The organism is Xenococcus sp. PCC 7305 (assembly GCF_000332055.1).
GTDB lineage: Bacteria > Cyanobacteriota > Cyanobacteriia > Cyanobacteriales > Xenococcaceae > Xenococcus.
Genome location: NZ_ALVZ01000197.1, coordinates 1 through 17,937, shown reverse-complemented (window position 1 = coordinate 17,937; position 17,937 = coordinate 1). Strand labels below are relative to the sequence as shown.

Genomic DNA, 17,937 nt, shown 5'->3' with positions numbered 1-17,937 from the left:
CATTCGATAGTTAATTTTTCAAATCCATAACAGCTTATGAAGCGAAGTATTGCCGAAATCAACGAGAAAATACGCCGTGGCAAAGCAGTTACTTGGACGGTAGAAGAACTGAAAGCGAAAGTTCAAGATATTGGAACTAGTCAAGCTTTTAAGGAAATCGATGTAATTTGTACTGGTACCTTTGAGCCGATGGAATCTTCGGGAGCCATTCTCAATCTAGGCCATACAGATCCGCCGATTAAAATTCGTCAATGTTGGTTTGATGGCATTCCTGCCTATGCGGGTTTTGGGGCAGTGGATTTGTATCTCGGAGCCACAGCTATGGTCGATTATAGTAATATTGAACCTGGTAGCGATCGCCCGAATAATTTAGGTGATGCCAGCTCCCGTTCTCGCAGTAATGCGCGGCGCGGCGGTGGTCATGTAATTGCGGATCTCATTGCCGGCAAGCCAATTACCGTTAAGGCCATAGGGCAGCAAACCGATTGTTATCCACGGGCGGCCTTTGAAAATACCATTACCAAAGATAATATCAATCAATTTTATCTATTCAATCCGCGGAATTTATACCAAAATTTCATTGTCGGGGTTAACGGCAGCGATCGCCCTCTATTTACCTATCTAGGGACGTTACAACCAGAACTCGCTAATGCAGTTTATTCCAATCCAGGAGCAATTTCCCCTTTACTTAATGATCCTGACCTCAAGCTAGTGGGAATTGGTACCAAAATTTGGCTAGGTGGGGGTATTGGTTATGTCGCTTGGGAAGGAACCCAGCATTTCCCCCTGCAAAAACGCTTACCCAATAATACGCCTATTGGCCCTGCTGCCACTGTTGCTTTGATTGGGGATGCCAAACAGATGGATGCTAATTGGGTTCGCGGCTGCTATTTCAAAAATTACGGCTCGTCGTTAATGATTGGTGTCGGTATTCCTTTACCAGTTTTAGATGAGTCGGTCATAGAAGCCTGTGCGATCCAAGACACAGAAATTGTGGCACCGGTTATTGATTTTTCTATTCCTCGTCGAGTTCGACCCACTTTCGGCTTGGTTACCTATGAACAACTAAAAACTGGGCGCATCACCCTAGAGGGGAAATCCATCCGCTCTGCCCCTCTAGCCAGCATTTCCTTTTCCCGACAAGTGGCCGAAGAATTAAAACAACAAATCGATGAGGGAAAATTCACTCTCACCGAACCCGTGGCCCCACTTCCGAGCGATCGCGCTTTCATTCCCCAAGATCCGAGACAGTGAATCAAGGATGAGGGATGAGGGATGAAGGATAAAGGATGAGGGATGAGGGATGAAGGATGAGGAAATTTTATTTTCTAATGGTTTTCCCATCTGCCTTCTGCCATCTGCCATCTGTCTTCTGCCCTCAACTACTAGGCTTTTTGATTCGGGGTTTGGGGCGGGAAGTTGCAGCGGAACTGACATTGGGTTTCCCAACAGGTGCTTTTTTCGTGATGGGTTTTTTACTGAATTTTTTCTTGAATTTGGGTTTCTTCTGGGCAAAACCTAAATCAGTTCCTTCTTTGATTACTAGGGTTTCTCCTTCGAGATGAACATCAAAGTCCCAAAAACGCTTTAAGGGTTTTTTGTCCATGACTCCCTTGAGCTTGAGTTTGAAAAACTTCGGTTTTTCTCCTTCTTTGCGAGGAAATTGCTTAATTTTAACAATTATGACCTCTTCATCTTCTGAAAAGAAAATTACTTCTCCTCTAATCGAAAAATAACCTGCTTCTACTTCCTCACTCGAAGCCAAGGATTCATCTTGATCCTTATCAAGGGTTTCTGGTTCCCAAACCCCCACAATTTGAACATGTAAATGGTCACTATCAACTTTAGTGCGAGGATAGACCACCCATAAATGTTCTTCGGTCAAATCTAAATGTTTCTTTACCAAACTAATCGTGCGGCCCAACAAAACTGCATCGATTGCTATGCCTTCGGATGTGGTTAAATTACCCTGGGTGATTTGATCTTCATCTGTGGGTTGATATTTTCCTTTAATTAAACCGATCGCTCTATATTGTCGAGGATGGGAAGGAGGGGGAATCGGTTGGGTTCTCTTGTCTGTACTCTCTTCTGCCTCACTCGTGACTGGGGTTGTGATGGCAGGGGTCGGTGGAACGGGAATGGATGGTCTGGGTGATAGCTCCTGATTATCAGAAGGAGTAGGGGGGTTTTGAGGCAAATTCATAGAGGTTTCCTTGGGTGACGAAGACTGTAAACTCGGTGTAAAAGAGATTATTGATGTAACTTGGGATAGGGATTAAAATGGCTCGTAGCAAGAGCCCAATAAGTAAATACTCATTACAATTGATAAAGTCAAATATAATTCCGCGCTCAGAATAAGTTATCTCAGGACAGAATCATTAGCTATAGAGTACCAATCTAGGACAGTCTCCCTATTCTAGTCAACAAAAGTAAGAACGAAAAATGATGAACAATAAAGGTTTTTAACGTCAAAATTATGAATAACTATGTCTTTACTTGGGGGATAAATGATGAAGTTGGCCCAATTACCCTTCAAGGAAGCTTAAAGTCCCCATAAAATATAAAAGTAAGCTCTTAATTCATAATTTGTTATTTATTCTTCATCGTTTTTCAGGCAAAATCTTTGTTAATTTTCAGTTAAGTAAATTCATTCATAAGTCAATAGGATAATGCAAAATAAAAGAAGCCGCGGGGTTTATATAGTACTGGTTGTAATGTTGTTTTCTCTCATTATATTTTCGGGACTGCCCTTGGTGGGGAGCATTGTCCAAGAAACGAAAATCCTAGCCCAAGATAATGCCCAGCAAGTGGCTCGCATCTCGGCTCAAGAAAATGCCAAACTCGAAGCAGAAGCTAGCGGCTATCAAAAGGTTTTAGACAGGGAACCCGAGAATGAAACCGCATTACGAGAATTACTCAGTATTAGATTGCAGCAGCAAGATCTCCTCGGCGCGATCGCACCCTTGGAAACTTTAGCGACAATTCATCCCAACATCATTGAATATGCGATTCTTTTAGGACAAACGAAGCAATATGCCGAAGATTATGAAGGTGCCGCTTCAGCCTATCGAAATGTTCTAGCGGCTGCTCCGCTAAATGTTATGGCTTTGGGCGGTTTGGTTAATTTATTTTTAACGCAAAATCTGCCAGAAAGAGCGATCGCCCTGCTGCAAAATACTTTAACTCAAGCTCAAGAAGCCAATGCTCAAGATAACCCCAATGTCGATCTGAGTTCGATACAGTTATTGCTGGGAGAAATTTATACCGAAGAAGAGAAATATGCTGACGCGATCACCCTCTATGATGAAATTGCTGCTGCCCATGAATCAGATTTTCGACCCATCTTCGCCAAAGCTCTGTTATTGAAAAAACAAGGCGATATTGAAGCGGCACAACCTTTATTGGAAGAGGCTTTTGATCTTGCTCCACCAGCCTTTAAGGATCAAATTAAAAATAGCCTTTAAAATCTGGCAACAAAATAGTTAATCAAAACTAAATGCTAATTGAATATTGCTAGTTCGGAACCAATTATGAGACAATTATGAAAAGTGAGAGAATTATGAAAAGACTAGCAATTTTTTATGAACAAACCTGTCTTCTCCAGGACAGTGATATCTGTCGGAATATTATTAACATTGTGGTTAGGCGGCTGTAATGCCCCGCGCGATCAATCTTCCCCTGCAATCGACCCGAATAACGCGCAAGTCAATCAAAAAAAGAAAGTAGTTACTACTTTCACCATCTTGGCAGATATCGCTCAGAATATTGCTGGGGATAAATTAGAGGTTGAGTCGATTACCCGTGTTGGGGCGGAAATTCATGGTTATGAACCAACTCCTAGCGATCTGACCAAAGCTCAGGATGCCGATCTTATTCTCTACAATGGCATGAACTTGGAACGATGGTTTGAAAAGTTTTATAACAACCTGGGTGATGTTGACTCTGTATTATTAACCGAAGGCATTGAACCAATAGCGATCGCAGAGGGCCCTTATCAAGACAAGCCAAATCCCCATGCTTGGATGTCACCGCGCAATGCCTTGATTTATGTCGAAAATATTCGTCGGGCTTTTGTCGAACTCGATCCTGACAATGCAGATACCTATAATGCCAACGCGACATTCTATAGTGAAAAACTCCAAGCAATTGACCAACAATTGGCCACAGATCTCGCTCAATTGCCGCCCAATCAACGTTCTCTTGTAACTTGTGAAGGGGCATTTTCTTATCTAACTCGCGACTACCAACTTCAAGAAATTTATATGTGGCCGATTAATGCCGAACAGCAGTCGACACCGAAACAGATTCAAAAGGTAATCGAACAGGTCAAAGAAGATGATATACCCACAGTTTTCTGCGAAAGCACAGTCAGCAACGAAGGACAGAAAGAAGTAAGCAAAGAAACCGGAGCTAGTTATGGGGGAACTCTCTATGTAGATTCTCTCTCGACGAAAGATGGGCCAGTTCCTACTTTTTTAGATTTATTAGAGTACGACGCCCAAACTATTACCCAAGCCTTACTCGGCAGTAATGCTAATGAGTAATATTCACATTTTAATCACCACCTAAAACCTAAAACCCAACACCTAAAACCTAGATTACGGAGAGGCCATTCATGAGTTTATCTTTAGGAATTACAGTTGATAATATTAGCGTCACCTACAATAATGCTCGATTAGCGCTTTATGATGCCAATTGTCAGGTACAACCAGGGAAAATAACAGGCTTGGTGGGCCCTAATGGTGGTGGCAAGTCTACTCTTTTCAAATCAATTATGGGTTTTTTGAAACCGACTCAGGGCAGGGTATATATTGATGGCCTATCGATTCAGAAAGCCCAGAAAAAACAATTAATGGCCTACGTCCCCCAGGCAGATGAAGTGGATTGGAATTTTCCGGTGAGTGTTTCCGATGTGGTGATGATGGGACGTTATGGCTATATGAATATGTTGCGAATTCCCCGAGCCCAAGACCGTCGTTTGGTAAAAGAAAGTTTAGCCAGGGTGGGCATGAGTGATTTTAGCGATCGCCAAATTGGAGAATTGTCTGGAGGCCAGAAGAAACGAGCCTTTCTCGCCAGAGCCTTGGCGCAAGAAGGCAAAATTATGCTCTTGGATGAACCCTTTACAGGAGTAGATGTCAAGACGGAAAAAAGCATTGTTGATCTTCTGTTGCAATTGAGAGATGCGGGGCATACGATTTTGGTTTCTACCCATGATTTGGCTTCAATTTCAACCTTCTGCGATCGCGTTATTCTGCTTAACCAAACGATTCTGGCTGATGGTATCACCGAAGAAGTCTTCACCGAGGAAAATCTATCCATGACTTTTGGCGGACTTCCGACTGTTATCAGTTATCAGTGAGCATTTTTTTGTCTCTAACACCTAAAACCTAAAACCTAAAACCTAAAACCTAAAACCTAAAACCTAAAACCTAAAACCTAATCTATGAATGAAATATTAAATTGGTTCACTGAACCCTTGCAATATGGCTTTATGCTCAAAGCACTTTGGGTTAGTGCCTTTGTGGGAGTGGTTTGTGCAGTTTTGTCCTGTTACATCACCCTCAAAGGTTGGTCATTAATGGGGGATGCGGTGTCCCATGCAGTTGTTCCTGGAGTGGTTGTTGCTTATGCCCTGGGTCTTCCTTTTGCTCTGGGGGCTTTTATCTTTGGGTTTGGGGCTACAGTTGCGATCGGCTATGTGAAGGCAAAAACTCGTCTCAAAGAAGATGCCGTCATTGGGGTAGTCTTTACTGGTTTTTTCGCTTTTGGCATAGTGTTATCAACTAAGATTCCGACTAATATTGATTTATTTCATATTCTTTTTGGCAATGTATTGGGCATTTCCGCAGAAGATATTATTCAAACTCTAATTGCCGGTCTGCTGACGTTGGGAATTATCCTGTTGCGACGTCAAGACTTGTTACTGTTTTGTTTCGATCCCAATCATGCCAAGGCGATCGGATTAAATGTTAAATTTATGTATTACACATTATTATCAGTACTCGCCCTGACCATTGTGACAGCATTACAAACTGCGGGCATTATTTTAGTAATTGCCATGCTAGTTACTCCTGGTTCGACTGCATATTTATTAACAGATCGCTTTGATCATATGTTGTGGATATCTGTCGGCACAAGTGTTTTATCCTGTTTGCTGGGAACTTATCTTAGTTATCACTTAGATGTCCCAACCGGTGGCTGTATCGTGATCTTGCTAAGTCTGATATTTGTGATATCTATGGTTTTTGCCCCCAAATACGGTTTACTCAACCAGGGACGGGCCAAGCAAACTCCCAAACAAACTATTTCTGTACTCTGACCTGTCCTGATAATAAACCAAAGAATAATAAATCAAAGATAAGGCTTAACTTTTGTTGTCCAACTTGCGAGATCCTATTTGTTGTAGCTTATAAACCGCTAGTATTCCCCCGATAATGCCAAGCCCTAAGGTAGGTGAAAATGTAAAGGGAATAGCTTTTGCAGTTAGGATGCTCGGAGAGTCCTGATCAAAGTTGGATGGCGATAACCCAACCCTAGTCCAATCTTGATTGCCATTTATCGCGAAAAAACCCGAATTAGGGGGATTTCTCATCCTGAAAATACCACTTGTCGCTGTGGAAAAGTCTAGTGTGGAGCCAACTATCTCAACACCATTTAAGCTATTTTGTTGTATGTCATCAGCAAAATCTAAAACATATTCGTTAGTCCCATCTGAAATTGTGATTTGAGCATCCAGCAATTCTGTAGCGAAATCTACTTCTCCTAATGGCGCACTATTATCATCAATATCAAAAAAACCACTTGCCGAATAGTTTTGGTCTACTGGGCTATAATCACTAAACTCAAAAACTACAGCTTCGACTTTACCTGAGTTAATTACTATAGAACCAAGTAAAATAAGCAATTTAGTAATACTTGATCTGATGAACATTTTTCTTCTTTGACAATAGAGCTCTTAATTGTGTTTTTATATTGATTTTAATTAATTATAGTTCTTCTAGATCAAATCGCCGATGAATAAATCTGACCTCAAAATTGCCAAAGAGAATATTTTACCTGTCAAATATTCTCAGATAGAAGCTGCGGCTGAGAACCTGAAAAACCAGGCCCATATCACGCCGATTATGACGTCTCGTACTGTAAACGAGCTAACCAATGCCGAAGTGTTTTTTAAATGTGAAAACTTGCAACGGACTGGTTCTTTTAAGTTTCGAGGAGCCTATAATGCTCTTTGCCAATTATCGGCGAAGCAAAAGCAACAAGGTGTCATCACCTATTCTTCGGGAAACCATGCTCAAGCGATCGCACTGGCTGGCAAACTGTTAGATATTCCCACAACTATTGTCATGCCGAGGAATGCTCCAGAAGTTAAACTGGCAGCGACTCGTGGTTATGGAGCCGAAATCATTCTCTATGAGCCAACGGAAACAATCCGCGAAGAGTTGGCAATACAAATAGCTCAAGAAAAAGATTTGGTCATTATTCCGCCCTATGACCATTCTGATATCATTGCGGGACAAGGCACCGCAGCCAAAGAATTAATTGAGCAAGTGGGAGGAGATTTAGATCTGCTGCTAGTTTGTTGTGGTGGCGGTGGTTTACTATCGGGTTCTGCGATCGCGACCAAAGCCCGACTTCCCAACTGTCAAGTCATTGGTGTTGAACCAGAACAGGCAGATGATGCTACCAAATCTTTTTATAGCAAAACATTACATACGGTTCATAACCCGGATACTATTGCTGATGGAGCCAGAACTCCTTCCCTGGGAAAATTAACTTTTCCTCTAGTTTTACGCTATGTTGATGAAATGGTTACAGTCTCGGAGGATGGGATTCTTCGGACATTGCATTTTTTGTTATCCCGTCTCAAAATCGTGGTGGAACCCACGGGAACATTGGCCACTGCTGCATTACTGGAGAATATTGTCACCGCACCCAATAAAAGAGTCGGCGTCATTATCAGCGGGGGGAATCTAGATATCGGTGATTATTTGGGAACAGGGAAAGGTTTTAAGTAACACCTAAAACCGAAAACCTATCTTTTTTAAAATTCGTTTAATTTAAACTGTTGCCCGTTTATAAGCCTCGTCTAATACTTCAGACAAAGTAGGATGAGTGTGGACATTGAATGCAAGGTTAGTCACAGATTCTCGTTTTGCGATCTTTATTTTTTGCGTTCACTTTCACCACAAGCGTTTATCAGTATCAAAATTCATAGGAATTCTACTTTTTTATTTAGACTTCTTCCCTATGACAAGCCCCTGTGGTTGATACTAGGGCCAAACTATATTTGATTATTAAGTTGTGGGCTGCTCTTTTGATTCACAAGTAACAGCACGGACAATTGCCGCGACAGCGTAGTCACGAGTGGCTTTTTCGTTAGGAGCAAAAGCATCACCTTCTTCATTTAGTGGTGATGCAACTCGACAAAAAGCTGACATTTGAGATGCGAGTACTTGATCGTAGCCAACTACATCAGTAAACTTTATTGGTTCAACAGTTTCATCCAACTCGGCACTTCCTGTCAATTTGATACTAACAAGTTCTCCTGTGCGTCTCAAAAAATCAATTAACTCTATCCGAGTAATGGGATCTTCTGGACGAAAATTACCTGTCAGTTGAGCGACATTTGCTGGGTAAAGGTTCCATTGCATCCAGTTGATTGCTTTAGCGCTCCAACGATCATCAGATACATCATTGAAAGGGTTAACATTGGATCTTTGAGGAGGTCTGCTATCAAGATCAATAGATACTATTCCGTTGATTGCTTGAACTATCATTGCTGCGGCTTGCTCTCGGCTTACTGTATCATCGGGTCGAAAAGTACCATCAGGAAATCCCTTGACAATGCCCATTTCCGACGCTTTTCCAATTTCTGTCTCATAGACATTATCTTCAATATCAGAAAAAGTTGTTTGTGCAAGTCCAGGAACGGCAGAGAAACCTAAAGCTGTTGCCGTTATTGCTGCAATTTTAACACTAGAAAAAAGTTTCATGTTTTCTTTCTCCAAAATAAATTACTAGTTTTGAATACTAAAATTATTGACATCAAATTATTGACATCAAAAAATATAAACCAATTACTTATTTCAATAAGAATTGATTAATTAAACTAGAGAAAATATTATCATTAAAAAATGATCAGGTAATATTAAAATTACATTAAGATTGCGCTCTCTTTGTCTATTATTGTTCAAGTCTATTGTTTTTTTAAGTAAAGTTGATAATTAAGTTTCTTTAAGAGTAGCTGTAAAAAAATAGCATAAATATTAATTATGCCAGTGTTAAATTTCAAATCACAATAGAGATTCTGACCTCAATTTTGACAAATTATCATAGCTATCAACAAAAGACTAAACAACTGATTCAAATTGTGTAGATGGGCAATAAAATACCCATCTTGTATGCACTATTTCCGCTAGGCCGTTGCCCGTTTATAAGCCTCGTCTAATACTTCAGACAAAGTAGGATGAGTGTGGACATTGAATGCGAGGTTGGTCACAGATTCCCGTTTTGCGATCGCATTAGCCGCTTCTTGGATTAAATCAGAAGCATGGATACCTATAATATGTACGCCCAATAATTCTCCTGTGTCCTTGCGATAAATAACCTTGGCCATGCCATCGGTTTCGCCCTCAGCTAAAGCTTTAGAATTACCTTTGTAATAGGTTTTTGCGGTTGCTGCCTTAAACCCTTCTTTCTCTCCCAACTCTTTAGCTTGGGCTTCTGTTAACCCTACATAGCTAATTTCGGGATGGGTGAAAGCAGCGGCGGGAATACAACGATAGTCTATATCTTTCGCTCGGCCACAAATATTTTCGACCGCAATGACTCCTTGTCCTGATGCTGCGTGAGCCAACATCATCTTACCTGTCGCATCTCCAACAGCCCAAAGATGAGGGACCGCCTGACCATCTTTGAGGACTTGCATCTTATCGTTGACAGGAATAAAACCTCGTTTGTCAATTTCGACGGCTAAACTTTCTAACCCAAGATTTTTTGTCGCGGGAATTCTGCCTGTTGCAACCAAACAAGCGTCTACCTCCAACACTTCAATGACTTCTTTGCTTTTCGCATCGGTCAATTCAATAGTTACAGGATTGCCGGGAGTTATTTTTGTGGCAAAAACTCCGGTATAGGTTTCAATGTCACGAGTTGCAATCAAAGTGCGTTTAGCAATTTTGGCGATTTCTGGATCAAAACCAGGCATTAAATTGTCTAAAGCTTCAATCATGGTGACTTCACTGCCCAATGCTGTATAAACATCGGAAAATTCTAAACCAATGTAACCACTACCAATAATTGCGACCCAATCGGGAACCGATTCTAGTCTTACTGCATCATCACTAGTGAAAACGGTTTTACCATCAATTTCAATGCCACGAGGCACAAAGGGAACCGAACCAGGACAAAGCATAATATCGCGAGCTGTATAGGTTTTATCTCCGCCATCACCAGCAACTGTTACTTTTTGTTTGCCTGTAACTTTACCCCAACCACGAAGAATATCTACTTTGAGACGTTTGAGACTATTGGTTAAATCACCTTGGATTTTGCTAACTAAATTATTCGCATGATCCGCGATCGCACCGCGGTCATATTGCACTCCACCTATCTGAATGCCCAAAGATTGCAGATGATGAGCATCATTAAATTCTCTAACCCTTCCTGAGGCCGCCAGCAAAGCTTTAGAGGGAATGCAACCACGATTAACACAAGTCCCTCCCATATCCCCAGCCTCAATAATTGCGGTTTTTAATCCGCATTTGACGGCATGTAAGGCCGCACCATGTCCGCCAACTCCCGCACCAATAATAATTAAATCGTAATCAAATTTGCTCATTATGCTTTACTTCTATAATTTCTCCAAACTCTTATTTTAAAGTTAAATCTCCCCAGAATGGTCAATTAAGGGCAGAAGGCAGAAGGCAGAAGGCAGATGGTTTACTTTAAGGATGAAGACTGGTGTTAGTTTTTGGGTCAAAAAGAAGTCGTACCGAACATTCGGTATCATAGAATTAAAATAAAGTCTCATACATGTCCAAAGAACAAATAGTTACGAAACTAATCCCAGTATTTCGCCATTATGGTTACGAGGGCGCTACAGTGTCTCGGTTATCGGCAGCAACAGGTTTAAAAAAAGCTAGCCTTTACCATCATTTTCAAGGTGGCAAGGAACAGATGGCGGCGGCAGTTTTGGAATATATTGGCAATTGGATTAATCAGCATATTTTCACCCCTTTAAAGTCAGAGCAGCCACCGCAAGAGCGAATTCTGGCTATGTGCCAAGGAATAGATGAGTTTTATCAAACTGGGCAAGAACCCTGTCTTCTCTCGGTGATGTCGGTGGGGGAAGCCGATAATCTATTTCACCAACAGCTAAAACAGTCTCTCAAGAAATGGATTGATACTTTAGCTAATGTTGTTGAGGAAACAGGTATTGAGTCGCAACAAGCTAGAGAAAGAGCTGAAGATGCTATTATGCTCATTCAAGGAGCTTTGGTTTTAGTTAGGGTTAGTAATAATAAAGAACCTTTTCAGCGGGCGATCGCAAAGCTGCCGCAAATTTTGTTAGATAGCTAGTGCCACTACGCGCAAGTCAAGAGCCCCTGACGGGGTGAAGGCAGAGGGCAGAGGGCAGAGGGCGAAGACCCGTTAAAGATAACTTTTGGCAATTCAGGCGGTTTAACTTAAAAAGAATGATAATTGACGGCTCGTTTTTTGTGCTGCAAGTCAATACATCTTGAAGCATAAAAGATGGATTCTAAGTGATTTCAAATAAAGTTAATTTCTGTAAATAGTGTGTGAGACTACCCATTTATCCTAGTTTTTATATGTATAATTACTGAAAACTAAATTAGATTATCAATTTGGGGGGGAAAGTAACAAGATGAAACAAGGACTGTCACTACTATTCTCTTTGGGCTGCTTTACTCTTGTTCAAGGTATTTGCTTGAATTCAGTCACGGCACAAGTCACTCCTGATAGCACTACAAACACTAGAGTTGATGTTAACGGAAATGATTTTACTATCGAGCAGGGCGATCGCGCTGGCGGTAATTTGTTTCATAGTTTTGGTGAGTTTTCGGTTCCCAATGGGGGTTCGGCATTTTTTAATAATGCGGCGGATATAGTCAATATTTTCTCTAGAGTGACTGGTGGCAATATTTCCAATATCAACGGATTGCTGGGTGCTCAGGGAACAGCTAATCTCTTTTTGATTAACCCCGCAGGAATTATTTTCGGACGAAATGCCAGATTGAATATTGGCGGTTCTTTTCTGGGTAGCACTGCCGACAGTATTATCTTTCCTGATGGAGAATTTAGCGCGACTAATTTAGACAATCCACCTTTATTGACAATTAATGCTCCAATTGGATTGAGTTTCCGAGATAATCCAGGAGATATTACTGTTAGAGGAAATGGGAATGGTGCAAGACCTTTTGATAGTGAAATAATTGATACTCAAGAAGCTTTACGGGTCGATTCTAATGCTACTTTTAGCTTAGTTGGTGGTAATCTCAATTTTGAAGATGCTGTTGTCAAAACTGCTGGTGGAAGAGTTGAGCTTGGCAGCGTTAATGGAGGTCAAGTTAATGTTGTTTCTGTAGATAATGGATTAAGCTTTGATTATTCAGCAGTTGAAAACTTTAGTGATATCTCACTATCGGGAAGAAGCAATATTGATGCTAGTGGTGTAGGTGGTGGAGATATTAATGTTGCAGGCAATAATATTTTTATTACTGGTGTTTCAGGGTTTACAGCCGATACTTTAGGTTCAGAATCTGGAGGAGAAATATCAATTTTTGCTGCTGAATCTTTAACTATTAGTGGAATTGAAAATGAACTGAATTTTGTTAGTGCTATTTCCAATAGAGTTTTTCCCAGTGGTGTTTCTGATGGCGGGAACATAACAATTGAGACAGCAAATTTAACTCTAGGTGATCGTGCTTTAATTTCTACGGCGTCTTTAGGACAAGGAAATGCGGGAAATATTACCATTAATGCTAGTGAATCTATAACCTTAGAGAGTCAAGGAAATACCAGTACAATTTCATCCAATATTACTACTAATGCTATTGGTAATGGAGGCAATGTTAGTATTACTACTAGTTCTCTAGAATTGAGTAGTGGTGCATTGATTAATGCCAGTACATCAGGTCAAGGTGATGCTGGAAATATTAGTATTGATTCAGTAAATATCTTGATCGATGGTCAGGATAATAGTGATGTTGGTACAGGTGTGTTTAGTAATGTTGGTTCTAATGCTGTAGGCAATGCTGGAAACATTAACATTACGACTGAATCTTTGACCTTAAGAGATCGCGGTTCTATCAATACTGTTAGTGGAGGGCAAGGTAATGCTGGAAATGTCACCATTGATGCTAGCAATTCTATTGTTCTTGAAGGTAGCGATCCTACTTCTTCAACTAATACGGCTATTAGCACTTTTGTTTCTGGTGATAATGCCCAAGGAAATGCGGGAAATATTGAATTAACGACAGGTTCTTTAAGTCTTAACAATGGGACAGGATTGCTTGCTTTTAATGTTGCCAATGGACAAGCAGGAGATGTGACAATAAATGCGACAGAAGATGTCCTTTTTAGTAATAATTCTAATATTTTTGTTGTTGGCGCAACAGGCGGTTTTATCAACGTAAATGCCAAGAATTTATCAATTACTTCTGGTAGTAGTTTTTTTACTGGGATTAGCAGTGATAATAGTTCCCTAGAAGCACAGGCTGGAAATGTCACTATTAATCTAGAAGAAGATTTAATTATAGATGAGTTAGATAGTAATAATTCAACTTTCATTACTAATAGTAGTTTTGCTACTGGTAATCCAGGTAATATTAATATCAGTGCGAGAAATATTACATTTCAAAATGGTGGAAATATTACTGCTTTTTCCGAAGAACAAGAAACAGTTAGAATTGGCAATATAACTTTAAATGCTACTGGGGATATTACTTTTGATGCTATCACGTCATTTCGACGTAGTGGGATCATCAACAATCTTCCAGAAAACTCATCAGGTAGCATTGGAGAAATAAATGTTACAGCACAAAATTTTACTTTGACCAACGGAGCAGCCATTTCAAGTTTAGTTAGTGGAACTGGTAATAGTGGAAACATTAATATAGATGTTGCCAATTCAATTAAAATTGATGGTTTTGGCGAAGCTACTACAACAAATCTATCAGCTACTTTAGCTAGTGAAATATCAAGCAATATATTTACAACTGGTACTGGCGATGCAGGAACTATTAATATTAATACTCAAAATCTCGATCTTTCTAGAAATGGATTTATTTCTTCACAACTTTTCGGACAAGGAAATGGAGGAAATATTAATATTAATTCTGAACAAATTACCATTGGCGAGCAAGGTAATGCTAACATATCACCTAGTTTTATAAGCGCGGAAACCTTAGCTGATGCTGAAGGAAATGGGGGCAATATTATTATCGATACAGGTTCTTTGTTTATTAGTAATGGGGGAGATATTGATGTCGGTATTTCTGGAGTTGGCAAGGGTGGAAATATTATTATTAATGCCCGCGATACTGTTTCTGTAGATGGTACTGGCTTGCTCGGCGATATTCAGGTAGTTAGTGGTATTTTGGCTGATACATTTAATAGTGTAGGAGATGCAGGTGATATAGAAATTAATACAGCAAACCTTTCTGTAACTAATGGTGCTTTTATTTCCGCAGATATTTTAGGCGATGGTTCTGTTACTAACACTGGGAGTGGAGGATCGATTACTATTAATGCTTTAGATTCGATAAATGTATCTGGCACAGGAGGCATTGAAGTAGATGTTCTCGTTGAAAATGCTACAGGAAATGGCGGGAACTTAATTCTAGAAACCCGAAGATTAACAGTTGAAGATGGGGCAGCAATTTCAGCAATTACTTTAGGAAGTGGAAATGCAGGTTCTCTGACTATAACTGCTGCTGAATCTATCGAATTAAGTGGAGTTACAGAAAATGGACGTGGTGGTATTTTTGCTAGTGCATTACAAGGTAGTGGAAATGGCGGGGACGTGAATATTTTTACAAAAAACTTAACTATTGATAATGGTGCAGCGATTGCTGCTAGTAATTTTCCTAGTTTAGAAAACTCTACTTTTCCACCTGGAACGGGACAACCAGGAAATATTAATATACAAGCTAATTCTATTAACTTACTAAATGATGGCAGAATCATTGCGACCACTCAATCTCCTTTTGGGGAAAGTGCAAATATTGCCCTGCAAGTTGCTGAAGATATCATCTTACAAAATGGCGGTTTGATTTCCGCACAAGCTTTGAATGAAGGAAATGGCGGCAATATCACTATTGATAGTCGATTCATCATTGCTTTTCCTAATCAAAATAACGATATTATCGCTAATGCCGGGCGAGGGAATGGCGGCAATATCAATATTACTGCTGAGTCGCTTTTTGGTATAGAAGAACGTCCCTTGAATGAAATAACAAACGACATCAATGCCAGTTCTGAATTTGGGTTAGATGGCACGATTTCTATTTTTACTCCTGATATCAATTCTATTCAAACCGATATTCAATTACCGAATAATCCGATTGAATCAGGGCAAACTGTTGCTCAAGCTTGTCAAAATTCCCGAACCTCGGACAAATCTGGGGGTTTAACTATCAAAGGGAAAGGTGGCATCCCTACTCAACCTATCGAACCTTTTGATTCTGAGACTCTTTTGGTAGATGAACTAATTACCACTTCCCAACTGCAAGCCCAATACCCAGAGATTAAACCTATCAAAACTAATACTGGAGACATTTATCCCGCTAGAGGCGTCGTTAAAACGGAAGATGGTCAAGTTATCTTGACTGCCCACGCAACAGGAAATAACAATACTCGCACGCCTCATATTGCAGACAACTGTAGCCCAGCTTCCTAAAATAACCCATTACCCTTTCAATACTTCTCGTTACAAGTTGGGATTTGGGGTTTTAGGGGTTTGGGGAATAACAATAGCTAGATTTCCCTAGTTCCCTACATCCCTATTTCCCTAAACGATAAGTATTAATTAACCTTTCTTTCAGCAATCAATTACGTAAGCTAGGACTTCTCAATAAGTCCACCTTCTGCCATCTGCCATCTGCCATCTGCCCTCATTCAATGATGAAAACGAATCCCCAAAAAGATATCGTATAGAAAACTCCAAAAATTCTTCCCTTCGAGTAATCCCAAAGACTGCTCGCAACCTTTGTGATCAAGTAAAGGCTTCATCTCGTAATAAGCAGGCTGATAGTTATACCAGGGAATCGAAGGCCAAAGATGATGAACTAGATGATAATTTTGCCCTAAGATCAAAAGATTCAAAACCGCACCAGGATAAACCCTGGCATTCTTCCAGCGATCGCGTTCCTTAAAGGGACGATGGGGCAAATAATCGAAAAACAATCCCAGAGCAATACCCACAACCAAAGCTGGGACAAACCAGAAATTCATGACATAGTTCATGAAGTCATAGTGGATTCCCAAAATAACAATAGTCGCCAAAAATAAGCGGCTCAAAAACCATTCTAATAACTCATACTTGCGCCACAAACGCCTTTTAAAAAAGAATATTTCGTGATAGAAAAAACGTGCAGCAATCATCCATAAAGGCCCACCAGTAGAGACAAAATGATCGGGATCATTCTCTGGGTCATTCACATGGGCATGATGCTGCAAATGCACACGAGTAAAAACAGGAAAGGCAAAACCTAACATTAAAGCGCTAGTATGACCCAAAATAGAGTTAACTATAGGATTTTTATGACCACTGTTATGAGATGCATCATGGATTACAGTACCCGAAATATGTAATGCCAAAACATTAACGGCAAAACAATACCATGCGGGAAAGTTCCACAAAAAATAACCACATACAGAAGAGGCAATTAGCATCAGAGCGGTCATCGTCATCAATACATTGGGATTTAAGCCACCATCAGGCTTAATATACTCTTTTGGCGCTTTTCGCAGCGTCTGAGCCGACTGCATCTTAGTTTTTGCTCCTTATCTTGACAACATATACATTTTCCTTGGGTAGTTTACAATATATCCTGTATCGGAGTAAAGATTTGTAAAGTACTCTTTAATCTTATATTCTAGGTTGTAAAGGATATATACATTGTTTATTTTTTCTGTATATTCCTACATTTGGGTTAAGTATTTCTGATAACCCAATTGCTCCAATTTTGTTTGTTTCTCTAAGACCATAGCAGCCAAGTCTTGGCGATATTGCTGCACTCTGGTTAATAGCTGACTATCGCTGGTAGCCAAAATCTGCACGGCTAATAGTCCAGCATTTTGGGCATTACCGATCGCAACTGTTGCCACAGGAATGCCTCTGGGCATCTGCACAATGGAGTAGAGAGAATCCACACCTTGAAGATTGCGCGTGGCTACTGGCACACCAATTACGGGCAGAGGAGTCAAAGACGCTACCATTCCTGGCAAATGAGCTGCCCCACCTGCCCCAGCAATAATAACTTTTAGTCCTTTTTCATGGGCAGTTCGAGCATAATCAACCATTCTGTCGGGAGTGCGATGGGCAGAAACGATCGCAACTTCGCAACCAACAGCGAATTCTTCACATACCGCGATCGCCGCTTGCATCGTTGGCAAGTCAGAATCACTACCCATAATAATGCCGACAAGGTTTTGAGATTTTTGGATCATTGGCAAATTTTGTTTCTTAAACCGAAGGCAGAAGAATGAAGGCAGAAGGCAGAAGGCAGAAGGTAACTGGCATAGTGGTGAGTCTAATTCTCCCACTATGCCATGTTCCACTTAAAGAAGTGGAGAAATTCAACCTAAAGGGATAAGTTAGAAGTAGTTTTATCCTTCTGCCCTCTCTCTTGGTGAGCGTTCCCTTGCGCCTGACGGCGGCGCGGGGTCTCACCGCTGCCCTCTGCC

15 protein-coding genes are annotated in these 17,937 nt (G+C 40.5%); 8 read left to right on the top strand and 7 right to left on the bottom strand.

The window, feature by feature from the left end; translation table 11 throughout:
- Positions 1 to 36 precede the first annotated feature (36 nt).
- Positions 37 to 1,254 carry a homocysteine biosynthesis protein gene (locus tag XEN7305_RS16455; RefSeq protein ID WP_006510601.1) on the top strand — a complete coding sequence of 406 codons (1,218 nt, stop codon included), beginning with the start codon at positions 37 to 39 and terminating at the stop codon, positions 1,252 to 1,254.
- 124 nt (positions 1,255 to 1,378) lie between these two features.
- On the opposite strand, the gene XEN7305_RS16450 is transcribed toward XEN7305_RS16455, so the two are convergent.
- A complete protein-coding gene (locus XEN7305_RS16450; protein WP_006510600.1) occupies positions 1,379 to 2,203 on the bottom strand; it encodes a hypothetical protein in 825 nt (274 codons plus the stop codon).
- 511 nt (positions 2,204 to 2,714) lie between these two features.
- Here XEN7305_RS16450 and XEN7305_RS16445 point away from each other — a divergent pair.
- The 4 genes from XEN7305_RS16445 (at position 2,715) to XEN7305_RS16430 (ending at position 6,322) form a co-directional block, all read left to right on the top strand.
- The gene (locus XEN7305_RS16445; RefSeq protein WP_144053295.1) at positions 2,715 to 3,464 is read left to right on the top strand and encodes a lipopolysaccharide assembly protein LapB; all 750 of its coding nucleotides are present in this window, start codon (positions 2,715 to 2,717) and stop codon (positions 3,462 to 3,464) included.
- A 117-nt stretch (positions 3,465 to 3,581) separates the two neighbouring features.
- Entirely contained in the window at positions 3,582 to 4,544 is a 963-nt protein-coding gene (locus tag XEN7305_RS16440; protein ID WP_006510598.1) for a metal ABC transporter substrate-binding protein, read from the top strand.
- A gap of 71 nt (positions 4,545 to 4,615) precedes the next feature.
- Positions 4,616 to 5,362: a metal ABC transporter ATP-binding protein gene (locus XEN7305_RS16435; RefSeq protein WP_006510597.1), complete on the top strand. Its 747-nt coding sequence runs from the start codon at positions 4,616 to 4,618 to the stop codon at positions 5,360 to 5,362.
- Between the two features lie 84 nt (positions 5,363 to 5,446).
- On the top strand, positions 5,447 to 6,322 hold the full coding sequence (locus tag XEN7305_RS16430) for a metal ABC transporter permease (protein WP_006510596.1): 876 nt from the start codon (positions 5,447 to 5,449) through the stop codon (positions 6,320 to 6,322).
- 45 nt (positions 6,323 to 6,367) lie between these two features.
- Here the strand turns inward: XEN7305_RS16430 and XEN7305_RS16425 are convergent, their stop codons facing one another.
- Complete coding sequence (locus XEN7305_RS16425; protein WP_006510595.1) at positions 6,368 to 6,934, bottom strand: hypothetical protein; 567 nt, start codon at positions 6,932 to 6,934, stop codon at positions 6,368 to 6,370.
- A gap of 82 nt (positions 6,935 to 7,016) precedes the next feature.
- On the opposite strand from XEN7305_RS16425, the gene XEN7305_RS16420 reads away from it, so the two are divergent.
- Positions 7,017 to 8,021, top strand: coding sequence for a threo-3-hydroxy-L-aspartate ammonia-lyase (locus tag XEN7305_RS16420; RefSeq protein WP_006510594.1), 1,005 nt, complete (start codon positions 7,017 to 7,019; stop codon positions 8,019 to 8,021).
- A 279-nt stretch (positions 8,022 to 8,300) separates the two neighbouring features.
- On the opposite strand, the gene XEN7305_RS16415 is transcribed toward XEN7305_RS16420, so the two are convergent.
- Both XEN7305_RS16415 and lpdA read right to left on the bottom strand, forming a co-directional pair.
- Positions 8,301 to 8,999, bottom strand: coding sequence for an S-layer homology domain-containing protein (locus tag XEN7305_RS16415; RefSeq protein ID WP_006510593.1), 699 nt, complete (start codon positions 8,997 to 8,999; stop codon positions 8,301 to 8,303).
- A 422-nt stretch (positions 9,000 to 9,421) separates the two neighbouring features.
- On the bottom strand, positions 9,422 to 10,846 hold the full coding sequence (gene lpdA, locus XEN7305_RS16410) for a dihydrolipoyl dehydrogenase (RefSeq protein WP_006510592.1): 1,425 nt from the start codon (positions 10,844 to 10,846) through the stop codon (positions 9,422 to 9,424).
- A gap of 194 nt (positions 10,847 to 11,040) precedes the next feature.
- On the opposite strand from lpdA, the gene XEN7305_RS16405 reads away from it, so the two are divergent.
- Complete coding sequence (locus XEN7305_RS16405) at positions 11,041 to 11,586, top strand: TetR/AcrR family transcriptional regulator (protein ID WP_006510591.1); 546 nt, start codon at positions 11,041 to 11,043, stop codon at positions 11,584 to 11,586.
- A gap of 307 nt (positions 11,587 to 11,893) precedes the next feature.
- A complete protein-coding gene (locus tag XEN7305_RS26840) occupies positions 11,894 to 15,928 on the top strand; it encodes a filamentous hemagglutinin N-terminal domain-containing protein (RefSeq protein ID WP_006510590.1) in 4,035 nt (1,344 codons plus the stop codon).
- A 218-nt stretch (positions 15,929 to 16,146) separates the two neighbouring features.
- On the opposite strand, the gene crtR is transcribed toward XEN7305_RS26840, so the two are convergent.
- From crtR to XEN7305_RS29805, 3 genes are all read right to left on the bottom strand, one after another.
- On the bottom strand, positions 16,147 to 17,019 hold the full coding sequence (gene crtR, locus XEN7305_RS16395; RefSeq protein ID WP_006510589.1) for a beta-carotene hydroxylase: 873 nt from the start codon (positions 17,017 to 17,019) through the stop codon (positions 16,147 to 16,149).
- 153 nt (positions 17,020 to 17,172) lie between these two features.
- On the bottom strand, positions 17,173 to 17,700 hold the full coding sequence (gene purE / locus XEN7305_RS16390; protein WP_006510588.1) for a 5-(carboxyamino)imidazole ribonucleotide mutase: 528 nt from the start codon (positions 17,698 to 17,700) through the stop codon (positions 17,173 to 17,175).
- A 16-nt stretch (positions 17,701 to 17,716) separates the two neighbouring features.
- The coding region (locus tag XEN7305_RS29805) for a hypothetical protein (RefSeq protein ID WP_238568995.1) at positions 17,717 to 17,937 on the bottom strand (221 nt) is incomplete at its 5' end.